This window comes from Streptomyces camelliae, assembly GCF_027625935.1.
Lineage (GTDB): Bacteria > Actinomycetota > Actinomycetes > Streptomycetales > Streptomycetaceae > Streptomyces > Streptomyces camelliae.
Genome location: NZ_CP115300.1, coordinates 8,406,591 through 8,431,392, shown reverse-complemented (window position 1 = coordinate 8,431,392; position 24,802 = coordinate 8,406,591). Strand labels below are relative to the sequence as shown.

General features: G+C 72.7%; 22 protein-coding genes. 14 read left to right on the top strand and 8 right to left on the bottom strand.

Annotated elements, in window-relative coordinates; all coding sequences use genetic code 11:
• Positions 1 to 201: 201 nt before the first annotated feature.
• The 5 genes from O1G22_RS38675 to O1G22_RS38655 all read left to right on the top strand — a co-directional run bounded on the left by O1G22_RS38675 (position 202) and on the right by O1G22_RS38655 (position 7,380).
• Positions 202 to 1,032 carry a hypothetical protein gene (locus O1G22_RS38675; RefSeq protein ID WP_270085575.1) on the top strand — a complete coding sequence of 277 codons (831 nt, stop codon included), beginning with the start codon at positions 202 to 204 and terminating at the stop codon, positions 1,030 to 1,032.
• Complete coding sequence (locus tag O1G22_RS38670; RefSeq protein WP_270085574.1) at positions 1,029 to 3,164, top strand: bifunctional serine/threonine-protein kinase/ABC transporter substrate-binding protein; 2,136 nt, start codon at positions 1,029 to 1,031, stop codon at positions 3,162 to 3,164. The genes O1G22_RS38675 and O1G22_RS38670 overlap by 4 nt, the downstream gene beginning before the upstream one ends.
• A 2-nt stretch (positions 3,165 to 3,166) precedes the next feature.
• Positions 3,167 to 5,305, top strand: a complete 2,139-nt coding sequence (locus tag O1G22_RS38665; protein WP_270085573.1) for a bifunctional serine/threonine-protein kinase/ABC transporter substrate-binding protein — start codon at positions 3,167 to 3,169, stop codon at positions 5,303 to 5,305.
• Between the two features lie 83 nt (positions 5,306 to 5,388).
• A complete protein-coding gene (locus O1G22_RS38660; RefSeq protein WP_270085572.1) occupies positions 5,389 to 6,090 on the top strand; it encodes a nitroreductase in 702 nt (233 codons plus the stop codon).
• Between the two features lie 102 nt (positions 6,091 to 6,192).
• On the top strand, positions 6,193 to 7,380 hold the full coding sequence (locus O1G22_RS38655) for an AI-2E family transporter (RefSeq protein ID WP_270085571.1): 1,188 nt from the start codon (positions 6,193 to 6,195) through the stop codon (positions 7,378 to 7,380).
• Positions 7,381 to 7,481: 101 nt separating this feature from the next.
• Here O1G22_RS38655 and O1G22_RS38650 read toward each other — a convergent pair whose 3' ends face one another.
• Complete coding sequence (locus tag O1G22_RS38650; RefSeq protein ID WP_270085570.1) at positions 7,482 to 8,039, bottom strand: TetR/AcrR family transcriptional regulator; 558 nt, start codon at positions 8,037 to 8,039, stop codon at positions 7,482 to 7,484.
• Positions 8,040 to 8,142: 103 nt separating this feature from the next.
• Here O1G22_RS38650 and O1G22_RS38645 point away from each other — a divergent pair, with 103 nt between their 5' ends.
• A complete protein-coding gene (locus tag O1G22_RS38645; protein WP_270085569.1) occupies positions 8,143 to 9,303 on the top strand; it encodes an FAD-dependent monooxygenase in 1,161 nt (386 codons plus the stop codon).
• 90 nt (positions 9,304 to 9,393) lie between these two features.
• Here the strand turns inward: O1G22_RS38645 and O1G22_RS38640 are convergent, their stop codons facing one another.
• Positions 9,394 to 10,077, bottom strand: coding sequence for a hypothetical protein (locus O1G22_RS38640; protein WP_270085568.1), 684 nt, complete (start codon positions 10,075 to 10,077; stop codon positions 9,394 to 9,396).
• A 311-nt stretch (positions 10,078 to 10,388) separates the two neighbouring features.
• Between O1G22_RS38640 and O1G22_RS38635 the strand changes: the two genes are divergently transcribed.
• The gene (locus O1G22_RS38635) at positions 10,389 to 10,745 is read left to right on the top strand and encodes a hypothetical protein (RefSeq protein ID WP_270085567.1); all 357 of its coding nucleotides are present in this window, start codon (positions 10,389 to 10,391) and stop codon (positions 10,743 to 10,745) included.
• A gap of 142 nt (positions 10,746 to 10,887) precedes the next feature.
• Here the strand turns inward: O1G22_RS38635 and O1G22_RS38630 are convergent, their stop codons facing one another.
• The 3 genes from O1G22_RS38630 to O1G22_RS38620 form a co-directional block, all read right to left on the bottom strand.
• Positions 10,888 to 11,736 (bottom strand): lysozyme, encoded by an 849-nt coding sequence (locus O1G22_RS38630; RefSeq protein ID WP_270085566.1) that lies wholly within the window; start codon positions 11,734 to 11,736, stop codon positions 10,888 to 10,890.
• A 150-nt stretch (positions 11,737 to 11,886) separates the two neighbouring features.
• Positions 11,887 to 13,758 carry a M1 family aminopeptidase gene (locus O1G22_RS38625; RefSeq protein ID WP_270085565.1) on the bottom strand — a complete coding sequence of 624 codons (1,872 nt, stop codon included), beginning with the start codon at positions 13,756 to 13,758 and terminating at the stop codon, positions 11,887 to 11,889.
• A gap of 214 nt (positions 13,759 to 13,972) precedes the next feature.
• Positions 13,973 to 14,629 (bottom strand): maltokinase N-terminal cap-like domain-containing protein, encoded by a 657-nt coding sequence (locus O1G22_RS38620; protein WP_270085564.1) that lies wholly within the window; start codon positions 14,627 to 14,629, stop codon positions 13,973 to 13,975.
• A gap of 26 nt (positions 14,630 to 14,655) precedes the next feature.
• Here O1G22_RS38620 and O1G22_RS44590 point away from each other — a divergent pair, with 26 nt between their 5' ends.
• Positions 14,656 to 14,964 carry a hypothetical protein gene (locus O1G22_RS44590; RefSeq protein ID WP_333492446.1) on the top strand — a complete coding sequence of 103 codons (309 nt, stop codon included), beginning with the start codon at positions 14,656 to 14,658 and terminating at the stop codon, positions 14,962 to 14,964.
• A gap of 225 nt (positions 14,965 to 15,189) precedes the next feature.
• Positions 15,190 to 16,107: an SGNH/GDSL hydrolase family protein gene (locus tag O1G22_RS38610; protein WP_270085563.1), complete on the top strand. Its 918-nt coding sequence runs from the start codon at positions 15,190 to 15,192 to the stop codon at positions 16,105 to 16,107.
• A gap of 51 nt (positions 16,108 to 16,158) precedes the next feature.
• On the opposite strand, the gene pgm is transcribed toward O1G22_RS38610, so the two are convergent.
• Complete coding sequence (gene pgm / locus O1G22_RS38605; RefSeq protein WP_270085562.1) at positions 16,159 to 17,799, bottom strand: phosphoglucomutase (alpha-D-glucose-1,6-bisphosphate-dependent); 1,641 nt, start codon at positions 17,797 to 17,799, stop codon at positions 16,159 to 16,161.
• Positions 17,800 to 18,069: 270 nt separating this feature from the next.
• Positions 18,070 to 18,918 (bottom strand): chitosanase, encoded by an 849-nt coding sequence (locus O1G22_RS38600; RefSeq protein ID WP_270085561.1) that lies wholly within the window; start codon positions 18,916 to 18,918, stop codon positions 18,070 to 18,072.
• 270 nt (positions 18,919 to 19,188) lie between these two features.
• Between O1G22_RS38600 and mgrA the strand changes: the two genes are divergently transcribed.
• From mgrA to O1G22_RS38575, 5 genes are all read left to right on the top strand, one after another.
• On the top strand, positions 19,189 to 20,232 hold the full coding sequence (gene mgrA / locus O1G22_RS38595) for an L-glyceraldehyde 3-phosphate reductase (protein WP_270085560.1): 1,044 nt from the start codon (positions 19,189 to 19,191) through the stop codon (positions 20,230 to 20,232).
• Between the two features lie 140 nt (positions 20,233 to 20,372).
• Positions 20,373 to 20,555, top strand: coding sequence for a hypothetical protein (locus tag O1G22_RS38590; protein WP_270085559.1), 183 nt, complete (start codon positions 20,373 to 20,375; stop codon positions 20,553 to 20,555).
• A 101-nt stretch (positions 20,556 to 20,656) separates the two neighbouring features.
• Positions 20,657 to 21,142 carry a cation:proton antiporter regulatory subunit gene (locus O1G22_RS38585; RefSeq protein ID WP_270085558.1) on the top strand — a complete coding sequence of 162 codons (486 nt, stop codon included), beginning with the start codon at positions 20,657 to 20,659 and terminating at the stop codon, positions 21,140 to 21,142.
• 4 nt (positions 21,143 to 21,146) lie between these two features.
• Positions 21,147 to 22,376: a cation:proton antiporter gene (locus O1G22_RS38580; RefSeq protein WP_270085557.1), complete on the top strand. Its 1,230-nt coding sequence runs from the start codon at positions 21,147 to 21,149 to the stop codon at positions 22,374 to 22,376.
• 45 nt (positions 22,377 to 22,421) lie between these two features.
• On the top strand, positions 22,422 to 23,045 hold the full coding sequence (locus tag O1G22_RS38575) for a DedA family protein (RefSeq protein WP_270085556.1): 624 nt from the start codon (positions 22,422 to 22,424) through the stop codon (positions 23,043 to 23,045).
• Between the two features lie 28 nt (positions 23,046 to 23,073).
• On the opposite strand, the gene O1G22_RS38570 is transcribed toward O1G22_RS38575, so the two are convergent.
• Positions 23,074 to 24,741, bottom strand: a complete 1,668-nt coding sequence (locus tag O1G22_RS38570) for an MFS transporter (protein WP_428986531.1) — start codon at positions 24,739 to 24,741, stop codon at positions 23,074 to 23,076.
• Between the last annotated feature and the right edge of the window lie 61 nt (positions 24,742 to 24,802).

Below are 24,802 nucleotides of genomic sequence, written 5' to 3'. Positions count from 1 at the left end.
TGCCCGGGGGTCGCCGGCCGCGCCGCATGCCATGTCCGGTGACCGGCGGCCCTGGGGACCGGTCCGGCCGGTCCGGCAGGACGGCCGCCCCCTTCCCGGAAGGCCTCGGCGGGAAGGTCGAGTTGATCCCGCTCCTCGCCTCCGGGCGCCCGCCCGGTGTGGCGGGGCCCGGCGGCGAGGTGGGGAACGGAACGGAGAACGGTGGGAAACGCAGGGACGCGAAGGCACGGCGGGCGGGCGGGCGCCGCGCTGGCCGTCTGCGGGGTGCTGCTCGCAGGGTGTTCGGGATCGGGCGGCGGATCCGGCGGGCCGGGTACGGCGAGCCCGTCCGCGTCGGGTTCCGCGAGCGCGCGGGTGGACGACGGCTCGACCGCCGCGGCCACGCCACGTTTCACGGCGGACCCGGCGAAGCTGCCCAGGACCCGGTCCGCGGCGCTGGAGCTGCTGCGTGCCGTGACCGCCGGCCCGGACAGCTACGGACCCGGCTACCTCAGGCGCAGCCCGTTCGAGAGCGACCCCGCCGACTGGCCGGTACTCGGCACCGACTGTGTGTGGCAGCAGCAGCCGCTGCCGGGTGACGTGCTGGCCAGCCTGACCCGTTACAGCAGGCTCCCGGCCGGCGGCGGCAAGGGCGAGGTGCACACGGCGGCGACCGTGACCGTCCACCGGACCACCGCACAGGCCGACCAGGAGATCGCCGAGACGCTGGAGGAGGCGCTGCGCTGCCCCGACCAGCAGCTGCGCGCCACCGAGCGGATCGCCGGGCTGAACTCCGTCGGCTCCGGCTACGGCACCAACGGCAACACGTCCGCCGACGACGTGCTGGAGGAGATCGGCGCCTACTACAACTCCGCTTTGGACAAGGGCCCGTTGTTCTATCTGTGGGACCAGGTGCGGCTCGGTCCGGTGACGATCGCCGTCGCGGTCCAGGGCGGCAAGGGGTTCAGGCAGGAGGATCTGCTGATCGTGCAGGCGCGGGCGGTCGCGGACATGGAGACGAGAGTGCGCAACCAGCTGGGAGCGAAGAAGTGACCGACCGTTCGCTGCGTCCCTTGGACCCGTCCTTCGTCGGCGGCCACCGGCTGCTGGCCCGGCTCGGCGAGGGCGGCATGGGTGTGGTCTATCTGGGCCGTACGGAGTCCGGGGCGCTCGCCGCCGTCAAGGTGATCCAGGCGGAGTTCGCCCACGACGAGGAGTTCCGCGGCCGGTTCCGCCGTGAGGTGCGGGCCGCCCAGCGGGTGACGAGCCCCTGGGTGGTGAAGGTGACCGGCGCGGACGCCGAGGCCGAACAGCCGTGGCTGGCCACGGCGTTCGAGCCCGGCCCCGCCCTCGCCGACGCCGTGCGACGGCACGGTCCGCTGCCGCCGCGGGCCATGCGGGTGCTCGGCAAGATGCTGGCGCGGGCGCTCGCCGCGGTGCACGAGGCGGGTCTGGTGCACCGGGACGTGAAGCCGGGCAACATCCTGCTGGCCGCCGACGGCCCGCGGCTGATCGACTTCGGCATCGCCCGTTCCCCGCACGACACCGCCGTCACCTCCACCGGCCTGGTGGTCGGCACACCGGGTTTCCTCTCCCCCGAGCAGGCTGCGGCCGGGGAGCTGTCTCCCGCGAGCGATGTGTTCTCGCTGGGCTGTGTGCTGGCGTACGCGGCGACCGGGCGGCCGCCGTTCGGTGCCGGGGCGACCGACGCGCTGCTCTACCGGACCGTGCACGACGAGCCCGATCTCGACGGCGTGGACGCGGAGTCGGCGGCCGTCCTGGCCCGCTGCCTGGCCAAGGATCCCGCCGCCCGGCCGACGCCGGCCGAGCTGGACGCCGCGCTGGTGGAGGACGTGCCGTCGGGGACGGCGGACTGGCTGCCGGCCGACGTGGTCCGTATGATCGCCGAACGGTCGGCCGAGATGTTGGCGCTGCCCGAGATCGAGGCCACCCTCGCCGAGCCGCCGACCGTCCCCGCACCGTCCCGGTCCCGCCGGGGATTCCTCACGGCCGCGTCCGCCGGGGCGGCCGTCCTCGCCGTCGGCGGCGGGGCGGCGGCCTGGGCCGCGCTGCGCGGCACCCACGACGGGTCGGGCACACCGGCCGCGCCCGGCTGGGCGATCGGTGTACAGGCCGACCTCAGCGGCCCCGGAAAGGAGGCCGGGCAGGCACAGCTCCAGGGCGCGCAGCTCGCCGTCGAACAGTTCAACGCCCGCCGCGACAAGCCGTTCACGCTTCGCCTGCGCAGCGCCGACGACCGCGGCAGCACCGGCGGCGCGACGGTGGCTGCCCGTCAACTCGCCGAGGACAAGGACGTGTTGGCCGTGATCGGGTCGAGCACGGACGCCACGACACAGGCCGCGCTCCCGGTGTACGACGCCGCCCTGCTGCCCCTGCTGAGCATGTCCGCGGGCCAGAATCTGCTCCAGAACACCCGCTCTTTCCTGCGCGGCCGCCCGCTGCACAACGCGGTCGCGATGAAGCTGGCGTTCCAGTGGGCGGCCACCAGCGCGGCGGCGCCCGTCGGGGTGCTGCTGGACCGCAGCGGCGGCGATCTGTCCTGGATGACCATCCAGATGGCCAACTTCGTCATACGACAGTACGGCCGCGCCACCCACCCCCGGGTCGTGCCCGCCGGTACGACCGACCTGAAGCCGGTGCTCGACGAGATGCGCGCGGCCGGCATCGCGGCCTTCGTGTACGCCGGTCCGCTGGACGGCGCGCTGCGTGCCGCGCGGGGCATGGCCGATTTCAAGGGCCCCAAGTACGCGGCGGAGCCCGCGCTCGACACCCGCTTCGCCGCCGAGCCGGCCGCTGACGGCTGGACGGTCGTGGCGAGCGCGATCGGTCCGGGCGCGGCCCAGGTCCGGTCCTTCGCCGAGGCGTTCCGCACCCGGTACGGGCACGCACCCGGGTTCTGGGCGGCCGAGGGGTACGACGCGGCGAACCTGTTGATCGACAGGCTCCTGGCGACGAAGGGCGGACGTCCGGCCCCCAGGGACCTGATCGCGCCCCTTCAGAAGACCAAGTACCAGGGCCTCACACGGCAGTTCGTCTTCGACTCGACGACCGTGGGGACCCCGATGCTCGCCACTCCGGCCACCTTCGTCCACCAGGTGCGCGGCGGCGCCCTGCGCTATGTCGGCCCGGCTCCGGACAAGGCGCCCGTGCCCCGGGGGAAGTGACGGTGCGTCCGCTTCTCACCACCGACCCGGAAGCCATCGGCCCGTACCGGCTGCTCGCCCGGATCGGAGCCGGCGGCATGGGCGTGGTCTACCTCGCGCGCTCCGAGGGCGGTGCCCTGGCCGCCGTCAAGGTGATCCGGGCGGAACATGCCGCCGATCCCTCCTTCCGGGCCCGGTTCCGTCGCGAGGCGCAGGCGGCGGCGCGGGTCGACGCCCGCTGGACCACTCCGGTGCTGGCCGCCGACCCGGAGGCCCCCGAGCCGTGGCTCGCCACGGCGTTCGTGCCCGGCCCCTCGCTCGCCGAGATCGTCGCCGGGCACGGCCCGCTGCCGCCGGGCACCGTACGAGCACTGGGGGCCCGGCTGGTCGAGGCGCTCACCGCGGTGCACGCGGCCGGGCTCGTGCACCGCGACATCAAACCCGGCAACGTCCTGCTCGCGCTCGACGGCCCACGCCTGATCGACTTCGGCATCGCCCGCGCGGGCGGCGCGACCGCGCTGACCGCAACCGACGTCGTGATCGGCACCCCCGGCTATCTGTCCCCCGAGCAGGCGCGGGCCCGGGGCGGCGAGCCGGGTCCACCGAGCGATGTGTTCTCGCTGGGCTGTCTGCTCGCCTACGCCGCGGCGGGCCGCCCGCCGTTCGGCACGGGCATGCCGGCGGCGGTGATCTTCCGCACCATCCACGAGGCCCCCGACCTCGCGGGGGTGCCGGACGACCCGCTGCGCACGCTGATCGCCCGCTGCCTGGCGAAGTCCCCGGCCGCCCGCCCCACACTGCCCGAACTCCGGGTGGCGCTGGGCCACTTCGGCACCGACGACTGGCTGCCGCCCGGCCTGCCCGCGCTCATCGCCGAACGCTCCGCCCAGGTCCTGGAACTACCCGAGCCGCAGCGCGCCGAGCCGCCGACGCTCGCGGACGCGCCGCCCGCGCCGACCAGACGCCGCTTCCTCCTGCTGGGCACCTCGGCGGGGGTCCTGGCGGCGGGCGGGGCCACGGCGGCCTGGCTCGCCACCCGTTCCTCCGCCGCCCGCGATGCCGTCCCCTCCCGCATGATCGCCGTCCACGCCGACCTGACCGGCCCCGGCAAGGACCTGGGCACGGCGGTCGAACGGGGCGTACGGCTGGCCGCCGCGCAGCACAACGCGCGCGCCGACCGGTCGTACGACCTCGTCGTCCAGTCCCATGACGACCGGGGCGAGGCCGACCGGGCGCGTGCGGTGGCGCGCCGGCTGGTGGCCGCCGGGCAGGTGTCGGCGGTGATCGGCCCGACCTCGGACAGCACGGCGCTCGCCGTGCGGGACATCTACAACACGGCGCAGCTGCCCCTGGTGACGGCCTGGTCGGACTCCGACGACCTGTATGCCACGCAGTCGACCCACGCGCCCGCCGTGTTCCAGATCCGCCCGTCGGACAACGTGATGGCCGCCCCGCTCGTCCACTACCTCGCCGCCGTCCGCCCGGCCGTCCGCCGGGCGCTGATCAGCGACGGAGCGGCGAGCGGTTACAGCTGGCAGATCTCCGGGGCGCTCGCCGAGAACACCCTGCCGCACGGCACGGTCGTCACCCCCACGGTCGCCGCCGGCAGCGACGACTTCGGCCCCGCCGTCGCGGCGGCGATGTCCGCGCGTGCGCAGGCCGTGGTCTACTGCGGGCGTTCGCCCCAGCGGGCCGCCGCCTGTGCCCGGGCGCTGCGCGCCGCCGGGTTCACGGGTACGGCCGCGGCGACGGAACCGGTCCTCGGGCCCGCGTTCCTGGAGGCGGCGGGCTCGGCGGCCGAGGGCTGGGTCTTCTCGGCCACCTTCGTGGACCCCGCCCGCCTGGAGTCCGCCGCCGGATTCGTCCGAGCGTACGAGAAGCGGTACGCGGTCCACGGCGTCCCGGTCGGCGCCGCCGAGGCCTACGACGCGGCAGGGATGGTCATGACCGCGCTGACGGCCGCCGGGACGGGCCACGTGGACCCGGGCACCCTGGCCCACCGGCTGCGGGCCCTGTCGTACCGGGGCGTCACCCGCACCTTCGCCTTCGACACGCGCACCGCCGCCGGCGCGGTCCAGATGGCCCCGGGCCTCTTCCTGTGGCAGGTGCGCCGGGGCGAACCGGTCTTCCTCGGGCAGTACCAGCAGGTCACGAGGGCCTGAGCCGGCTCCGTCACATCCGTCGCCCCGCATCCGTCAGTACGGCGGAAGACGCGGAAGACGGAACCGGCCGGGAGGTCGTACGGGTGGATGTGTACGAGGCGGTGGCGAGCCGGCGCGCGGTGCGGGCCTTCACGGACGAGCCGGTTCCGCGCGCGGTGCTGGAACGGGTCCTGACCGCCGCCGCGCGCTCGCCCTCGGGCGGCAATCTCCAGCCGTGGCACGTCTACGTGCTCACGGGTGCGCCGCTGGCCGAGCTGAAGAAGCGCGCCGGCGAGCGGGTCACGGCCGGTGACCCCGGGGACGAGCGCGCGTACGAGATGTATCCGGCGGGGCTGCGGTCCCCCTACCGGGAGCGCCGGTCGACGGCGGCCGACCGGCGTTTCAGGGCGCTCGGCATCCGGCGCGAGGACCTGGGGGCCCGCCGGGCGGCCGTCGCCGCGAACTGGCGGTGTTTCGGCGCCCCTTGCCTGCTGCTGTGCTACATCGATCGCCACATGGGCGCGGCCCAGTGGGCCGACCTCGGGATGTACCTCCAGACGGTGATGCTGCTGCTGCGTGCCGAGGGGCTGCACAGCTGTGCGCAGATGGCGTGGTCCGTGTACCACCGTACGGTCGCGGAGGTCGTGTCACCGCCGGAGGAACTGATCCTTTTCGCGGGCCTGTCCATCGGCTTCGCGGATCCGTCGGCGCCGTACGCCCGGACCGACCGGGCACCGCTCGCCCGGACACTGACCTTCCTGGACGACGACAGGACCGCGGCAGGCCCCGGCCGGACGGGCTCCTAGGTGTGCGCGGGCGCGTTGTGCGGGACCCTTCCGGGCCGGGCGCTTACGGTTCTCTCTATGTGACCGACCGTCAGCAGGGGTGACGGAGAGGAGCCGTAAGCGGTGGTGGGCGATGCGCGTCGGCGGGCGGTGGGGCCGGGCGGCCGGCGCCGGACGCGGGGTGTGCTGGGCAGCCGGCCGGCATACTCCGTACGGCTCGCACCCGCCGCGCGCCCCAGGCCGGCGTCGGCGGCCGAGTGGACGGTGCCGTGGCTGCGGGTCGCTGCGGCCTACGCCTGGCGGCTCATCCTCGTCGGCTTCGCCGTGTACGGCGTCTTCAGCATCCTCGGCAGTTTCCAGCTCATCGCCGTGGCTCTGTTCCTCGCGCTGATCGTGACCTCCGTGCTGCGCCCGCTGACGGATCTGCTCGACCGGGTGCTGCCACGCCCGCTGTGCGTCGCCATCGCGCTGGTGGGCAGTGTGCTGTTCATGCTGGCGCTGCTCGCCCTGGTGGGCAACGCGGTGGCGGGCGAGTCGGGGCGGCTGGCGGGGGAGTTCCGCGGCGGTGTGCACCGGATCGAGCAGTGGTTGCAGCGGCCGCCGTTCCGGCTGAGTCCCGGCCGGCTCTCCCAGCTGCAGAGCCAGGTCACCCACTACATCTCCACCCACCGGTCGAGTCTGCTCAGCAACGCGGTCAGCGGGCTGAGCCGGGCGGTGGAGGTGGCCACCGGGGGCGCGCTCGCGCTGTTCGCCTCGGTGTTCTTCATCCACTCCGGTGAGCGTCTGTGGGGCTGGATGCGCGACGAGCTGCTGCCGAGTCCCGCCCGGCCGGCCTGGGACCGGGCGGGGCGGGCGGCCTGGCGGGCCTTCGCCGGGTACACGCGCGGCATCATCATCGTGGCCGCCAGCAACGCCGTGCTCGTCGGGATCGCGCTGCTCGTCCTGCGGGTGCCGCTGGCGCTGCCGCTTGCCCTGCTGGAGTTCTTCGCGGCGTTCGTGCCGCTGGTCGGCTCGCCCGTGGCGCTCGGCGTCGCCACGATCGTCGCGCTGGCCGGGCGCGGACCGCTCACGGCCGCGGCCGTGCTGGCGCTGATCGTGGTGATCGGCCAGCTGGAGGGGCATGTGCTGCATCCGCTGGTGATGAGCTGGGCGGTACGGCTGCATCCGCTGGTCGTCGCCGTTTCGGTGATCGCCGGGAGCATCGTCGGGGGGGTGATCGGCGCCGTGGTCGCCGTCCCGCTGGTCTCGGTCGTCTGGTCGGTACTGCGCGCCCTGCGCGCGGTGCCACCACCCGGACCGACTCACCTGTGAATCACGGCAGTTGACGCTGACCAGAACAAGGGATCAGTTGTCCCCCGGAACAGGTGACCTTCACTCAGGAGGAGGCGGCACCGCCGTCGCCTTGCGGCCGGTCAGCGCAGTGCCGCGGCCACGAGTCCGCGGATCTCCTCCTCGCGCACACTGCCACCGTTCACCAGCCGGTCGAAGACCAGACCGTCCACGCAGGTCAGCAGCGTCACCGTACGCTCCTCCACCTGTGCCACCCCCTGCGCGGCGAGAAAGTCGCGCACCGTGCGCCGCCCCCGGTTCTCGCGCGGCACCAGGATCTCGCGCAGTTCAGGGTGGTGCACACTCTCGACGGCGCACGCGTAGCGCGCCAGCGAGCGCCTGCGCCCCTCGCCCGTGAGCCGCGCTTCGACCAATCCAGCGATGCCCTGGGCCAGTTCGGCCGCCGTGCGCACCACCGGCACCCTGCCCCCCGCCTCCTCCAGCTCTGCCTGGTCGAGCGCCACCAGCCGCCGCACCAGCGCGATGAGCAGGGCCTGGCGGGTGCGGTAGTAGGCGGACGTGGTGCCGGGCGGAAGGTCCGCCGCCCGGTCCACGGCGCGATGCGTCAGTCCCCGCATGCCGGTGTCGGCGAGCACCGCGATGGCCGTGTCGGCAAGGAGAGTACGTCGGTCTGCGGTCACCCCCTCTTTCTACACCCCCGGTTCTACAGCTGTAGAACACGACTGTAGGGTCTTCTACAGCTGTAGAAAGACGTGAGCGATGCGAGGTCGAAGGGGGTCCGTCATGGGCGGTACGGCGGTGGTGGTCGGGGGCGGCATCGGCGGGCTGGCGGCGGCCATCGGATTGCACCGGATCGGCTGGGACGTCCGGGTGGTGGAGCGGGCCGGCACCCTGGCCGACGCGGGCGCGGGCATCTCGCTGCACGCCAACGGCCTGCGCGCGCTGGACACCCTCGGCGTCGGTACGGCGGTGCGCGCGGCGGCCCGCCCCCAGTACACCGGGGGTACCCGCACCCCCGAGGGCCGCTGGCTCGCCCGGATGGACGGCGCCGCCCTCGAACGCGCCCTGGGCACGCCGATCGTGGGCATCCGACGGGCCGACCTGCACCGGGCGCTGCGCGCGGCCCTGCCCGCCGCGTGCCTGCGCATCGGCGTCACCGTGTCCACCCTGGACCGCTCGGCCCCGGACCGGGTGGCCGTGCCGGTCGCGGACGACGTCTGGGACGCGGACCTGGTCGTCGCGGCCGACGGGGTGAACAGCCGGCTGCGCGGACTGCTGTTCCCCGGGCATCCCGGCCCGGTCTACGCCGGTTCGACGGTCCTGCGAGCCATCACCGACCAACCCCTCGACCTGGACACCGACTTCGAGCTGACGTGGGGCGAGGGCGCCGAGTTCGGGCACATCGGCTTCACCGACGGCCGGGCCGAGTGGCACGCGGTGCTCACCGCGCCGGCCGCCGTACGCCACGACGACCCCCTGGACTGGCTGCGCCGCCGCTTCGACGGCTGGCACGCCCCGATCCCGGAGCTGCTGGCGGCCACACGTCCCGAGGCCGTGCTCCACCACGACATCCATGAACTGGTCACGCCCTTGCCGTCGTTCACCGCCGGCCGGGTGGTCCTGCTCGGTGACGCGGCGCACGCCATGACGCCGAATCTGGGGCAGGGCGCGTGCCAGTCCCTGGAGGACGCCGCCACGCTGGCCGCCGCGCTCGCCACGGAGACCTCGCTCGCCTCGGCGCTCGCCCGCTACGACGCGGAGCGCCGCCCCCGCTCCCAGGCGGTCGCCCGCGCCGCCCGCCGGGCGGGCCGCATGGGTCAGCGGCTCACCCACCCGCTGGCCGTCTCCCTGCGCAACACCGCGATGCGGCTCGCGCCGTCCGGCGCGACGATGCGCGCGATCCTGCGCCACGCCGACTGGACACCGCCGAGCCTCCGGCACTGAGGCCGCCGTAGCCGGCGCGGTCCGGTCAGGCGACGGTGGCGGGGGCCGGGGTCGGCGAGCCGGCCGTGCAGGGCTCGCCGACGCCGTGATCTAGGCGTAGAAGGGGCCGGGGGTGGACCAGGTGGTGTGGCCGAAGACATTGTCGTCGGCGATGGTGAGGCTGACGTCGGTGACCTTCAGGCCGTACTGGGTCGGCGTCATGCCGTCGGGACAGTTCACCTGCACCGCGGGGAAGTTCATGAAGAAGTACGGCCCCGAGTCCCGCGTGGGGTCCGAACGCAGGTCGGACAGGACCCAGTTGGCCTGGGTCAGGTAGTAGGTCGGCATCAGCTGCTGGTGTTCGGTGCGTACGACGAAGCCGGTGCTGTGGTCGAAGGTGCCGTCGGGGCGCAGACAGCCGAAGGTGCGGGCGGTGTCGGCGTAGGCGTTGAAGTAGTAGTCGCTGCTGCTGAGTCCGGCGGTGTAGCCGGGCCGGCTGCGGACGTTGTGCAGGGTGAAGTCGAGCTTGAACCCGCCGCAGCCGGGCGTCGGGTCGTAGTCGTGGTAGATCAGCCGGCACTTGTGGTCCCCGAAGGCGGCGTCGGGATCCGGCCGGTACGGCTGCGGGACGACGGCGCCGTGGAAGGTGACCGTGGCCGAGATCCCGCCCTCGGTGGCGGCCGGTATCTCCGCGGTCGCCGTGGCACTCGCCGCGCCGGATCCGGCCAGCACCAGACCGGCGCCGACGAGCAGCGCCAGGGACAGTCTGGCGAGCGTTCTGCGTAATGACTCCATGGGTGAACCCCCCTTGTCGACAAGCGACATGACGTCGGCCCGCGCTCTGACGAACCGTGCGTGCACACGCTAACCGCGCATCGGTGACGCGTCCGGCGAACAGCGTGAACCGGCGTGAAACAGGCCACCGGTCGGGAAAGCGCGGGCTCAGTGGTCCGGCCGCCCGCCGGCACGTGCCGTCGGTCGGCTCGCCTGGCGCCCGGCCGAGTAGCACGCGCACTTCCGACTGAGTACGCGTGCTCAGGTGTCGCCCGCCCGGCGCTCGTAGCGTCGCGGGCATCGGGTCGGTCGAGGCCGAGGGGGAACTGCCCATGCATGCCGGTGTGTACGGCGCGAACGCGAGCGGAGCGAGTCGGTGGCCCACCGCGTATCTGATCGTCGCGGGAGTGCTGACCGCGGCCGGCGCCCTGCTGAACGCGGGCGTCTTTTTCATCTCCGTCTTCGCCACGGACGACTGCTCGCCGCAGAACCCGGCGTTCCGCTGCACGGGCACCGGGATCCTGATGATGATGGGCCTGCCCTGGCTGGGACTCGCCGCCGCCGCGGGCGCGGCCCTGGCCGCCGCGGCCTGGTGGCACGGCGGCCAGGTGTGGTGGGGGCTTCCGGCGGGAGCCCTGCTGTACGCGGCGGGGCTGGCGGCCACGTGGAGCGTGATGACCTCCTCGTGAACCCTGGTGCGCGGCGAGGGCGTCGACGCGGAGCACCGCCGGTCCGCCCGTGAGAGCCCCGGTCAGGTCTCGCCCAGCCGTGCGTCACACGGGTGACGACGAGCTCCGCGGCCACCGTCTTCCTGGACGCGGCCGGACCGGGTCAGCCGGTCGCGAAGCTTCGCAGCTGGTCCTGGGCCCCGTTGAAGCGGTCGTGGTCGCCGACGGTCTTGCCGGTGGCGGTGTACTGCCACATCGTGTACGACGACCAGCCCGACGGCAGCGGCCCGGCGCTGGAGGCATAGCGGGCGATCCACAGCGGGTTGTTCGCCGCGAAGCCGCCGTAGTCCCCGGTGCACTGCTGCCACCAGTTGGTCGCCGTGTAGATGACGGCGTCGCGGCCGGTGCGCTCCTTGTAGCGGTTCAGGAAGTCGCGGATCCAGCCGACCATCGCACTCGCGGACTTGCCGTAGCAGGAGTCGCCGTACGGGTTCCACTCCATGTCGAGGGCGCCGGGCAGGGTCTTGGCGTCCTTGGACCAGCCGCCGCCGTGGGCCGCGAAGTAGTCGGCCTGAGCGGCGCCGCCGGAGGTGTCCGGGGTGGCGAAGTGGTAGGACCCGCGGATCAGGCCGGTGGTGTACGGGCCGTTGTACTGCCCGGTGAAGTAGGGGTTCCGGTAGCTCGTCCCCTCGGTGGCCTTCGTGTACGCCCACTTGACGCCACTGCCCCACAGAGTGGACCAGTCGACCTCGCCCTGATGACTGGAGACGTCCACCCCTTCGGTCTGGCTCGCGCGGGTCACCGGGGACAGGGCGTCCGGGTCGCTGTCGCCGCCGTCGTGGGCGAGGACGCCCATGCCCATGTACGCGGTGCCGCGCCGGGGTGTGTCCGGGTCCGGCGCGGGGAAAGCCGCGGGGACGGACGCGCTGAGGAGGAGGCCGGTGAGGGCGCCGGTGAAGGCCAGGCGGGTCCGGCCGCGCTGAAGGGATATGGAGAGTCGCACGCCTACCATCTGACCCGCCCGCGGACCGCGCCGCACGCCGGGTACCGCCCAACGATGCCATCCCGGGCCCTGCTTGGGCCGTACGGGTGGCCCGGCGCTCGGGTACGGGCCGGTCGCGACGGACGCCGGGGGCGGCTTCCGTGACCGGCCCGCACCGGGTCAGCCGTCGATGCGGTGCTGGGTCCAGAAGGAGGTGAGGTCGGTGCTGGTGACGGCCTGGGCGGCGGCCTTGAACTCGGCCGTGGTCGACACGCCGTACCAGTGCGCGGTCGCGTAGTCCTTCAGCAGCTTGGCCATGGCGGTGTCGCCGAGGACGCGGCGCAGGTCGTGCAGGGCGCACTTGCCGTAACCGTAGACGACGGTGGAGTAGCGCGAGGAGTGCGCGTCCCAGTAGGCCATCGAGTTGGTGATCTTCTCGTCGGCGGAGGCCCAGGAGACGCTGCTCCAGCAGTTGCTGCCGGTCTTGCCGAGGGCGAGGTCGGTGGCGTAGTCGGTGAAGGCCTCGTCCAGCCAGGGGCTGTTGTACTCGTCGTCGCCGACGATGCCGTACCACCACTGGTGGCCGATCTCATGGGTGAGGGCGGTGGTGCTGACCAGGTCCAGGACGAACCCGGGGTACTCCATCCCGCCGAACCAGTAGTTGTTGTCGAGGACGGCGTCCAGTTCGCCGTAGGGGTAGGCGCCGAAGCGGCTCGCATGGGAGTCGACGGCGGTCTTGGCGGTGCTGAGCATCGACTGGGCGCTGGAGGAGCTGATGCCCGACACGGAGTAGACGTTCACCGCGACGCCGGCGGACGAGGTGCCGGAGATCTTGCTGAACGGGCCGGCGGCCCACGCGAAGTCACGCACCTCGCTCGCCGTCGCCGTCGTCACCGTACGGCCGCTGGAGCCGGGGGTGTCGGTGGAGGTGCCGGTGGCCGGGACCAGCAGGCTGGTGGGGTGGTCGAGGGTCACCTTGAAGTCGGCGGCCAGGGAGTAGAACGACTCGCCGTTGTTGGTGTAGGGGTCCAGGTGCCAGCCGGAGCTGTCGCGGACGGCGAGGACGGGCAGGGCGTTGCCGATGAAGCTGTAGGCACCGTCGTGGCCGAAGCGGTCGGCGCCGCTGGGCACGGTGATGCCGAGGTCGAAGCCGATGGTGGCGCTCTGTCCCTGGGCGAGCGGGGCCGGCAGGTCGATCTCCAGCGCGGTGCAGGCCACCGTGGGCGCCTGCGCCGTACCGCCGGTGACGTTCGTGACCCGGATCGGCATCGCGTCGCAGGTGCCGTGGTAGTTGTCCCACAGCCGCAGGTAGACCTCGTTCAGTGCGGTGGCCGAGGCATTGGTGAAGGTCACGCTCTCGTGTCCGGTCCACTCGGTGCCGGTCGTGTCGCTGCTGAGGTTCACGGTGTACGACGGCGCGGCCGGGGTGCGGGTGGAGTCGCCCGGCGGTGTGGTGCCGCCGGAGGTGTCCAGCGCGATGTCGTCGAGGACGAAGCTCGTCTGGAGGCTGGAGTCCTCGGTTCCCGTGAAGGACAGGCTGACGGTCTGGCCCGCGTACGCCGACACGTCGATGGACTTCTTCACGTACCCGGTGTTCTCGTCGAGGTTCGAGTACGTGGCCAGCGTGGTGCCGCCGATCCTGGCCGTGAGCTTGTCGTAGGCGACGGACGACGTCGTCTCGTCGGTGTCGATGTGCAGCCAGAAGGTGAGCGTGGCCGTGCCGCATCCGGCCGGGATGGCGACGCTCTGGGACAGGGTGTCCGTGTGGGTGCCGCCGGTGCCGTCCAGCCAGGCGTAGGAACTGCCGCTGTGGGCGGTCTGTCCGGTGCGGCTGGTGATGACGTCGGAGGAGGACGCCGTCCAGGGCGACGTGCCGTTCTCGAAGCCGCCGTTGCCGACGACCTGTGCCGGGGTGCAGGCGGTGGCCGCTCGGTGTGCGGACGGGTGCGTGGCCGGCTGAGCGGCGGCGGGGCTTGCGGGCAGGACGAAGGCGGCCAGCGCGGCGACGGTGAGCGCACCGGCGCCGAGGGCCTTGTGGGGGGTCGGTCTCACACGCTACTCCTTTGCGGCGGCCGGGATCCCGGCCGGCTCGATGGCGGCCGGCCGGCTGGGGTGCGCCGGACGGCCACGGACGGGGCTTGCGCGATCGCTGCACCGTGAGGTGCGCCGTGCCCTCAAGAGGTCAGGGCGCGGGCTGCCGAAAGAGTGACAGATTTGACCAGTCCATGCCAGAAGGCCGGGCGGGGTGCGGGTGAGACAGGCCGGATCAGGCGGTACGCAGCGTCATGAACAGCGCCGCCGGCCGGCTGCCGTCCGGCGCCTGCCAGCCACGGGCCACATGCCCAAGGGCTCCCTCGGGGCGCAGCGGCGGATTCTCGGGGACGGGTGCCAGGACCCGGTGCACATGGAGGACCGTGCCGTGCGGCAGGAGGAGGCGGGTGCCCTCCGCGTCGTCGGCCGGCTCCGGCGTGAAGCCGTCCAGGGTGAAGGGGGCTCCGCTGTAGGAGTGGACCACTTCGGGGTCGGGGGTGTCGTTGATGCTCTGCGCCTGCGCCCGGGCCCTGCCCTCCATCAGCGAGAGCAGCTCGGCGACCAGCACCGGGTCGTGGCAGCCGTCGTAGACCCAGCGCTTGCCCAGCACGCCGTGCTCCATCGTGCCGATGAGCGCGTGCTCGGCACCGTCCAGCGGTGCGCCGCGGTAGGTCAACGGGACGAGGTAGGCGGTCGGTTCGGTGGTGGAGGTGTCCGTGGCCACCATGAACTCGATGCCGACCTCGCCCTCGGGGTCGTCCAGCCGGAAGCCGCCGGACTTGGTCAGCACCGGGGCGCCGGAGCCACCGTGGTACCAGGGGCGGCTGGGCAGCCAGTCGGTGAGCAGCTCCAGCTTCGTGGGCTTGAGCGTGGTGTGGTGGATGATGGCCATGACGACGGCTCCCCTCCCGTGCGCGGTTGCTGACCGGAACAGCTTCGCACACCGTTCCCGCTGGTCAGTGGCCCGCCCCGGACAACGCCGACGTCAACTGGGGCCAGGGATCGGGTGGTTCGCCGGTCACCGGCCGGCACACGTCCGCGCCGCGCTCGGGTGCGGACGGCGAGCGGGACGTGAACCTCGGGGACGCCGTGGACGAGACGGCGGAACCGGTCGGGGGGATGCCGGCCGGTCCGGGCCGGCCACGTGAACTCCGTGGCGTACGTGGACCAGTGGCCCTCGAAGGTGTCGGTGAGGTCGGCGAGGCGGGCGCGGCCGGGGTCGGCTGAGCCGGGTCGAGGACGGCAGGGGCCGCGCCGAGCCGCCGGATCGCCTGGACCGGGCAGCGGCAGGCGGGCAGGCCGGCCCGGTCGGCGGCGGCGGCGAAGGGGGTCTCCTGGCGCCGTTCGGTCTGCGTCTCGGCGGCGGCGAAGAACTCGTCGCTTCCGGCTTCTGGTCGGCGACACCTACCGGACGGTATACAGACCCCCAGTCGAACTCAGGGGGAGGATGTCATGGCGAAGGACACACATCCGGCGGACGGGACGAGAGGCCGGCGGCGGGCGGCCGTGCTCGGGGCGGCACTGGGCGGCTGCGCCCTCGTGGCCGCCTCCACCACCCCGGCCGCCGCACACCCCGGCGGACACGGCCGCGACACCGCCTATGTGGCGCTCGGCGACTCCTACACCTCGGGCCCCGGCATCCCGGCCCAGGTGGACGCCAACTGCGCCCGTTCCGACCACAATTACCCCTCGCTGGTGGCAGCACAGCGGCAGGTGACCGCCTTCACGGACGTCAGCTGTGCCGGGGCGACGACCGCCGAGATGTGGCAGGCGCAGGGCACCAACAAGCCGCAGCTCGACGCCGTGCACCGGGACACGGACCTCGTGACGCTCCAGATCGGCGGCAACGACGTCGGGTTCGGCCCGGTCATCGCCACCTGCGCCCGGCTCGCCGCCCAGGACCCGACGGGCAACCCCTGCGAGCGCTCCTACCGGGCCGCCGGCTACGACCAGTTGACCTTCGCGATCGCCAGGACCGCGCCGAAGGTCGACCGGGTCCTGCGAGACGTGCACGCCCGGGCACCGCACGCCCGGGTGGTCGTCGTCGGCTACCCGGACCTGCTGCCCGACGACGGCACCGGCTGCTTCCCCCAAGTTCCCTTCGCCCAGGGGGACTTCTCCTACCTGCGGGACACCGAGAAGCGGCTGAACCTGATGCTGCGGCTGGTGGCCGCCGTCAACCGGGCCGAGTACGTGGACACGTACGGCCCCACGGTCGGCCACGACATGTGCAAGTCGCCCGCCGACCGCTGGATCGAGCCCCTCCAGCCCGCCTCCCCCGCCGCCCCGGCACATCCCAACGCCAAGGGCGAGCAGGCCATGGCCCAGGCCGTCCTGGACCGGCTGGACGAGCACCGCCGCCGCGGCTGAGCGAACGGCGGCCGGTCGCGAACGGACCTGCGACGGGCCGCCGTCGGTCACTCAGCCGCCGAGGGCGGCCTGCACCACGGCCTGGGCCTCCTCCTGCACCCGGGCGAGGTGGCCGGGGCCGAGGAAGGACTCGGCGTAGACCTTGTAGACGTCCTCGGTGCCCGAAGGGCGGGCCGCGAACCAGGCGTTGTCCGTGGTGACCTTGATCCCGCCGATGGCGGCGCCGTTGCCGGGCGCCTCGGTGAGGACGGCCGTGACGGGCTCACCGGCGAGGGTGTCGGCGGTTACCTGGGCCGGGGACAACGTGCCGAGCAGCGCCTTCTGTTCGCGGGTCGCGGGGGCGTCGATACGGGCGTAGGCGGGTTCACCGAAGCGGGCGGTCAGGCCGGCGTAGTGCTCCGACGGGGTCCGGTCCGTGACGGCCGTGATCTCGGACGCGAGCAGGGCCAGGATGATGCCGTCCTTGTCGGTGGTCCACACCGAGCCGTCCCGGCGCAGGAAGGACGCGCCGGCCGACTCCTCGCCGCCGAACCCGAGGGTGCCGTCGGCCAGTCCGTCCACGAACCACTTGAACCCGACCGGCACTTCGACGAGTTGACGACCGAGGTCGGCGGCGACCCGGTCGATCATCGTGGAGGACACCAGTGTCTTGCCGATGCCGGCGCCGGCGGGCCACTGCGCGCGGTGCCGGTAGAGGTAGGAGATGGCGACCGCGAGGTAATGGTTGGGGTTCATCAGGCCCGCGTCCGGGGTGACGATGCCGTGCCGGTCGGCGTCGGCGTCGTTTCCGGTGGCGATCCGGAAGCGGTCGCACTGCTCGATGAGGGAGGCCATCGCGTACGGCGAGGAGCAGTCCATGCGGATCTGGCCGTCCCAGTCCAGCGTCATGAACCGCCAGGTGGGGTCGGTGTGCGGGTTGACCACGGTCAGGTCGATACGGTGCTGTTCGGCGATCCGGCCCCAGTAGGCCACGGAGGCGCCGCCGAGCGGGTCGGCGCCGATGCGTACCCCGGCCGCCCGGATCGCGTCCAGGTCCAGCACGCTCGGCAGATCGGAGACGTAGGCACCCAGGAAGTCGTACCGTCCGGTCGTCTCCGCGGCGAGCGCCCGCGTGTACGGCACCCGGCGTACGTCCTTCAGGCCGCCGGTGATGATCTCGTTGGCCCGGTCCTGGATCCAGGAGGTGGCGTCGGAGGCCGCCGGACCGCCGCTCGGCGGGTTGTACTTGAAGCCGCCGTCGGCGGGCGGGTTGTGCGATGGGGTGACCACCACCCCGTCGGCGAGACCGGAGGCACGGCCGCGGTTGTGGGTGAGGATCGCGTGCGAGACGGCGGGGGTGGGCGTGTAGCCGTCGGCGCTGTCGATGAGCACCGTGACGCCATTGGCGGCGAACACCTCCAGCGCGGTGGCCTTCGCGGGCTCGGACAGGGCATGGGTGTCGGCGCCCAGGAAGAGGGGGCCGTCGGTGCCCTGGTGGGCGCGGTATTCGCAGATGGCCTGGCTCGTGGCCGCGATGTGGTCCTCGTTGAACGCACTCGCCAGGGAGGAGCCCCGGTGCCCGGAGGTGCCGAACGCGACCCGCTGTCCCGGGTCGGCCGGGTCCGGATGGAGCGCGTAGTACGCCGTGACCAGCCGGGCCACGTCGACAAGGTCCTCGGGACCGGCCGGGCGGCCCGCTCGCTCGTGCGGCATGAGTTCCGTTCCTCCGCGTCGGGTGGGATCGATGTCCGTGTGATCGATCGCTCGCGTCCATCTTTCCTCGCCAGGACCCTGACATGCGAGTGCGTCCCGCCCAGGGATCCGGTGCGCCGGTCCCCGCGCCGCGCCGTGCTGCCGCCCGTGCAGGACACCTCCCGCAGTTCGCAGAGAGGTTCGCCCGATGCCGGCGCAGGCAGGCCGCCAGTGGCGACGCGGGTCTGCGGGATCCGCGTCCGACGGCCTGCCGCACGCCGCGTGGCGCCGTCAGCCGATGTGGTAACTGTCCCCGTACGTCTTCCAGTCGAGCGGGGTGTTCAGGTCCAGGTTGCCCTTGCGCAGGAACACCCGCTGCTCGGTGTCGACGCGGCTGGTGTCGCTGTGCGCCTCCTCCTGCTTCATGGCCCACACCCGGGCGTCGAGGAAGGCGTTGAGGTACCTCGTCTCGTCGCCGCCCTGCGCCGGCGGCTCGGCGCTGCGCAGGGCCCGCTTGCGGATGTTCCGGAAGCTGGTGGGGTCGTCGCCGTCGCCGTGCATCACGATGGCGTCGTAGTAGCAGAACTGGCCGAGGGTGCGCAGACCGTCCGCCTTGCCCTGCGCGACCGCGGGGTTGAAGTAGACCCGGTCGCGTTCGTCGTTCTGGCACTGCTGGAAGACGGTGTCCTTGGCCGCCGTGCGCCAGTCCCTGGGGTAGTCGGGGTCGAGGCCGGCGTGCGAGTCGCTGCCGTTGACCTTGCGCAGGGCGGGCAGGTATTTGGCGAGGACGTTGCCGGGCCTGCGGCCGGCGTAGAGCTGGACGAGGTCGAGCATGTCGCCGGTGCCGGAGCAGAAGCCGATGATGCCGGCGGTGTACCCGCGGCCGTCACCGATGTCCTCGATGTACTTGTACTGGGCCTTCCAGTCGAGCGAGGAGTTCTCCGCGCTCGACACGAGTTCCATGGCGATCTCCTTCTTCGCCGGGTCGTCGAGGCCCGTCGCGGCGGCCCGCGCCGAGGGGGCCGCGGTCGCGCGCTGGGTTCCGATCAGGGCGCCGGAGGCGACGGCGGCGCCGAGCGCGGCGACGACGGTGCGGCGAGAGATGATGGCGGGGGCTGTGTCGCGGTCTGCGTGCACCACAGAGACTCCAAGTCGAGGCGGGGGGTGGGGAGTTGGTCCGTGCAGTACTGGTAGGAAAGTTTCCTATCAAAAGCCGGGGAGGTCGGTAACCCGGTCGGCTTGAAGTTCGTAGGATCGAACAATCACCCCGCGAGGCGCCCGATTCAGAAACGGAAGCGCTCAATCCCATCCGGGACGGCGGTTGGACTTGCACAGGGCGCCGGAGCAGGGTGGACGAGCCCGTCCGCACCCGGAGGGGCTCCCCTACGGCACCACCCGGAGAAAGACCCGATGACCCACGTCGCTGATCCCGCTCGCTACGACGGCACCATGCGTTACCGGCGCACCGGCCGCTCAGGACTGGACCTGCCGGTCCTGTCGCTCGGCTACTGGCACAACTTCGGCGACGACCGCCCCTTCGAGACCCAGCGCGAGATCGCCCTGCGCGCCTTCGACCTCGGGATCACCCACCACGACCTGGCCAACAACTACGGTCCGCCGTACGGCGCGGCCGAGCTCAACTTCGGCCGGCTGCTGAAGCGTGACCTCGCGCCGTACCGGGACGAGCTGGTGATCTCCACCAAGGCCGGCTGGGACATGTGGCCCGGCCCGTACGGACAGGGCGGCGGCTCCCGCAAGTACGTACTGGCCTCGCTGGACCAGTCGCTGCGCCGCATGGGCGTGGACTACGTCGACATCTTCTACTCCCACCGGCTGGACGCGAGCACGCCGCTGGAGGAGACGATGGGCGCGCTCGACACCGCAGTGCGCCAGGGCAAGGCCCTCTACGTCGGCATCTCCTCCTACGACGCCGAGCGCACCCGGCAGGCGGCCGCGATCCTGCGCGAGCTGGGCACCCCGCTGCTGATCCACCAGCCGTCGTACAGCATGCTCAACCGCTGGATCGAGACCGACGGCCTGCTGGACGCGGCCGAGGAGGAGGGCTTCGGGGTCATCGGCTTCACGGCGCTCGCCCAGGGGCTGCTGACGGGCCGTTACCTCGACGGCGTGCCGCAGGACTCGCGCGCCGCGCAGGGCACGTCGTTCGACCCTGCCTGGCTGACGGACGACACGCTGCACCGGCTGCGCGCCCTGAACGACATCGCGGCCCGGCGCGGCCAGACCCTGGCCCAGCTGGCGCTGGCCTGGGCGCTGCGCGACGAGCGGGTGACATCCCTGGTCATCGGCGCCTCGCGGACCGAGCAGCTGGAGCAGAACGTCGCGGCCCTGGAGAACCTCGACTTCAGCACCGAGGAACTGGCCGAGATCGACACGTACGCGACCGACGGCGGCGTGGACCTGTGGCGGGAGGCGCGGCTCGGCAACCTCGGCTGACCCACGGATTCCGAATGGGACGGCTCCATGTGACATGCATCACAGACATAAGGGATAAGTCCGACATAATTGGGAACGGTTGACAGCGTTGTCAGCGCCCAGGCAGAACACCCCGCGACGCCCGAGGAGCCGCACGCCTCATGGCACACGGAGCCCACCACAGCCCCCTCCTGACTCCCCGCCCCGACCTGGAACTCGCCCGCGAGTGCGAGATGTGCCTCGGCTGGGGAACCGTCGTCACGCGCGACGGGGACCACGAGCTGTGCCGCACATGCCAGCCCCTCCCCGAGGACGACGAGGCCGTCGCGCGCCCCGACGCGTAGCCACCCTCCGCCCGGCCGGACCCCTCAGCGGCCGTGAGTCGTCGAGATAAGGTTCCGGCAATGATTTCACCAAGAAATCTCCAAGCGGGCAGGGGGCGGCTGTGGGCGGCGCACGCACGACGAGTACACCGTTGCCGGGCATCGGGGTCCGGTACGACCTGACGACCCGGGAGCAGCGCAGACTGTCGGTGGTGGCCCACCGGGACGGGTCGAGGACACTGAGCGCCTACCGGGGCGACGACCCCGACGCCTGCGCGCTGTCGGTCCACCTCACCGGCCAGGAGGCGGAGGCGCTGGCCGGCACGCTGAAACCGGCCCACCACAGCCCCAGCCTGCTGTCCACGACAGAACTGGGCCTGGTGGCCGAGCGGATCGAGCTGTCCTCGGTCTCGTACTGGAACGGCCGGCTGCTCGGCGAGACCCGGATGCGCACCGAGACCGGCGTGTCGATCGTGGCCGTTCTGCGCCGCGCCGCGGCCATCCCCTCCCCCGGCCCCGGCTTCCGGCTGGGCGGCGGGGACACACTGATCGTGATCGGCACCCGCGAGGGTGCCGACGCGGCCGCCGCGATACTCGGGCGGGTGTGAGCGCGTGCACTCCTCCGCGGTCTTCCTGATCGAGTTCGGTGCCATCATCCTCGGCCTCGGCCTGCTGGGCCGGCTCGCCGCGCGTCTCAGGTTCTCGCCGATCCCGCTGTATCTGCTGGCCGGGCTGGCCTTCGGCGAGGGCGGGCTGCTGCCGCTCGGCGCCAGCGAGGAGTTCGTGGCGATCGGCGCCGAGATCGGCGTCATCCTGCTGCTGCTCATGCTGGGCCTGGAGTACACGGCCGGCGACCTGGTCTCCAACCTCAAGACGCAGTACCCGGCCGGCCTCGTCGACGCCGCCCTCAACGCCCTGCCCGGCGCCGCGACGGCCCTGCTGCTGGGCTGGGGCCCGATCGCCGCCGTCGTCCTCGCCGGCATCACCTGGATCTCCTCCTCCGGGGTCATCGCCAAGGTCCTCGGCGACCTGGGCCGCCTCGGCAACCGCGAGACACCGGTGATCCTCAGCATCCTGGTGCTGGAGGATCTGTCCATGGCGGTCTATCTGCCGGTCGTCACGGCCCTGCTGGCCGGCACCGGCCTCGCCGCCGGCAGCCTCACGCTGGGTGTCGCGCTCGGCGTGGCGGGCGTGGTCCTGCTGGTGGCGGTGCGGTTCGGCCGGCACATCTCGCGCTTCGTCTCCAGCGACGACCCGGAGAAGCTGCTGCTCGTGGTGCTCGGGCTGACGCTGCTGGTCGCCGGTGTCGCGCAACAGCTCCAGGTCTCGGCGGCCGTCGGCGCGTTCCTGGTCGGCATCGCGCTGTCCGGCGAGGTCGCCGAGGGCGCCCACCTTCTGCTCGCACCGCTGCGGGATCTGTTCGCGGCGGTGTTCTTCGTCTTCTTCGGCCTCCACACCGACCCGGCGAGCATCCCGCCAGTCCTGCTGCCCGCGCTCGCGCTGGCCGTGGTGACCGCCCTCACCAAGATCGCGACGGGGTACTGGGCGGCCCGGCGCGCGGGCGTCTCGGTCCGGGGCCGCTGGCGGGCCGGCGGCACTCTGGTCGCGCGCGGCGAGTTCTCCATCGTCATCGCCGGACTCGCGGTCACCTCCGGGATCGACTCCGATCTCGGTCCGCTGGCCACGGCCTATGTGCTGATCCTCGTCGTCCTCGGCCCGCTGACCGCCCGGTACACCGAGCCGGTCGCGCGCCGGCTGACCGGACGGCCGGGCGGGCGGACGGTGCCGGCCGAGGGGCCGCGCTCCGTGGTACCGGAGGAGGACACGATGGCCCGCCCCTGACCGGCCGCCGCCCGGGAGCGGCCCGCCCGGACGTACCGTGGTGCCATGTCCGCCCCTCCGCTCCCAGGCCCGCTGGCTCATCTGGCGCCGCTGCTCGAACATTACGGCTACTGGGCGGTGGGGGCCGTGGTCCTGGTGGAGGACTTCGGGGTGCCCGCGCCCGGCGAGACGATGCTGATCGCGGCGGGGGTGTACGCGGGCGCGGGCCGGCTGAACATCGTCGCGGTCGCCGCCATCGCCTTCGCCGCGGCCGTCATCGGGGACAACATCGGCTATCTGATCGGCCATTTCGGCGGACGGGCGTTCGTGCACCGGTGGGGGAAGTACGTCTTCCTGACGCCGGAACGGTTCGCGGCCGCCGAGGAGTTCTTCGCCCGGCACGGCGGCAAGATCGTCACCGTGGCCCGGTTCATCGAGGGCCTGCGCCAGGCCAACGGCATCATCGCCGGCACCTCCGGGATGCACTGGCGCCGCTTCCTCGCCTTCAACGCCCTCGGGGCGGCCCTGTGGGTGGGCCTGTGGACGGCCCTGGCCTATGTGGCGGGCAGTCACATCACGGTGATCTACGACGAGGTCAACCGTTATCTGCTCTACGCCGTCATCGCCGCCGCCGTCCTCGTCGCGGCCCTCGTCGTACGGCACTTCGTGCGCAGGCGGCGCGCGGACTGACGGCGTCCGCGTCGAACAGGACCGGCGCTCACCGGCGCTTGGGGACGCGCGCCGTGCGCCGCGAGGGCTGTCCTTCCGTGTCGCTCCCGGCCGTCGGGCCTGTGCCGGGGGCGCGCTCGTGGCCGCCGCGCAGGGCGGAGGCGAGGGCGGAGACCAGGGCCATGCCGGCGGCGACGCAGAAGACGATCGTCAGGCCGTGGTGGAAAGGCCCGGAGACCAGTTCGGGGAAGAAGGTGTGCCCGGTCAGGGTGGTGCGCTGGGCCGCGGTCAGCTGGTCCAGGGTGCCGCCCGAGCCGAGCAGGTGGCCGACGGGGTTGTTGCCGAGGAAGGTGGCGAACAGGGTGCTGACGGGCGGCAGCGAGGCCACCTCGTGGGCGGTGCCGGCGGGAACGCCATGGGCATGGAGCCCCTGGGCGAGCGTCCTCGGCAGGGTGGCGGCGAGGCCGGACACCATCAGCGAGAAGAAGACCCCGATGGACAGCGCCGTACCGGAGTTCTGGAAGGTGGAGCGCATCCCGGAGGCCACGCCCCGGTGGCGGGCCGGCACGCTGCCCATGACGGCGGAGGTGTTGGGCGCCGAGAACATGCCCTGGCCCAGCCCGTTGAGCAGCAGCAGCGCCGCGAAGACGCCGTAGTCGAAGTTCACCGGCAGCGCGAGCAGGCCGAGGAAGGACCCGGCGACCACGAGCAGCCCGGCGGTGGAGAAGAGCCGGGCGCCGAACCGGTCGGACAGATAGCCGGAGACGGGCCCGGCGATCAGGAAGCCGAGGGTGAGCGGCAGCATGAAGATGCCGGCCCACAGCGGAGTGTCCTCGAAGGCGTAGCCGTGCAGCGGCAGCCACATGCCCTGGAGCCAGATGATGAGCATGAACTGCAGCCCGCCCCGGGCGATCGCGGTCAGCAGCGCGGCCAGGTTGCCGGCGGCGAACGCCCGCACCGTGAACAGCGACAGCCGGAACATGGGCTCGGCGACCCGGGTCTCGACGAGGGCGAACACCAGCAGCAGGAAGAGGCCGCCGAGGAGTCCGGTGAGGACCCAGGGGCTGGTCCAGCCGGTGGAGTGGCCGCCGTAGGGCTGGATGCCGTAGGTGATGCCGGCGAGCAGGACGCCGGCGCCGCAGGCGAAGGTGAGGTTGCCGAGCCAGTCGATCCGGCCGCGTGCGCCGGCCGCGGTCTCGCGCAGGCTCAGATACGACCAGACGGTGCCGGTGACACTGACCGGGACGCTCACCCAGAACACCGCCCGCCAGTCGACCGCGGCCAGCAGACCCCCGGCGAGCAGACCGAGGAACTGCCCGGCGAGCGCGGTGATCTGGTTGATGCCGAGGGCCATGCCGCGCTGCCGGGCCGGGAAGGCATCGGTGAGGATGGCGGCCGAGTTGGCGGTGAGCATGGACCCGCCGAAGGCCTGCACGATGCGCCACAGGATCAGCCACAGCGCGCCCGCGCCGGCCCGGAACGGGTCGAGGGACAGGGCGACGGAGGCACACGCGAAGACCAGGAAGCCCAGGTTGTAGATCCGGACCCGGCCGAACATGTCGCCGAGCCGGCCGAGCACGACCACCAGGACGGCCGAGACCAGCAGATAGCCGAGGATCATCCACAGCAGATAGCCGATGTTGCCGGCCGCGAGCGGGTCCAGGCCGATCCCGCGGAAGATCGCCGGCAACGAGATGATCACGATCGACGCGTCCATCGTGGCGATCAGCACGCCCAGCGTGGTGTTGGAGAGGGCGATCCACTTGTAACCGGGTCCC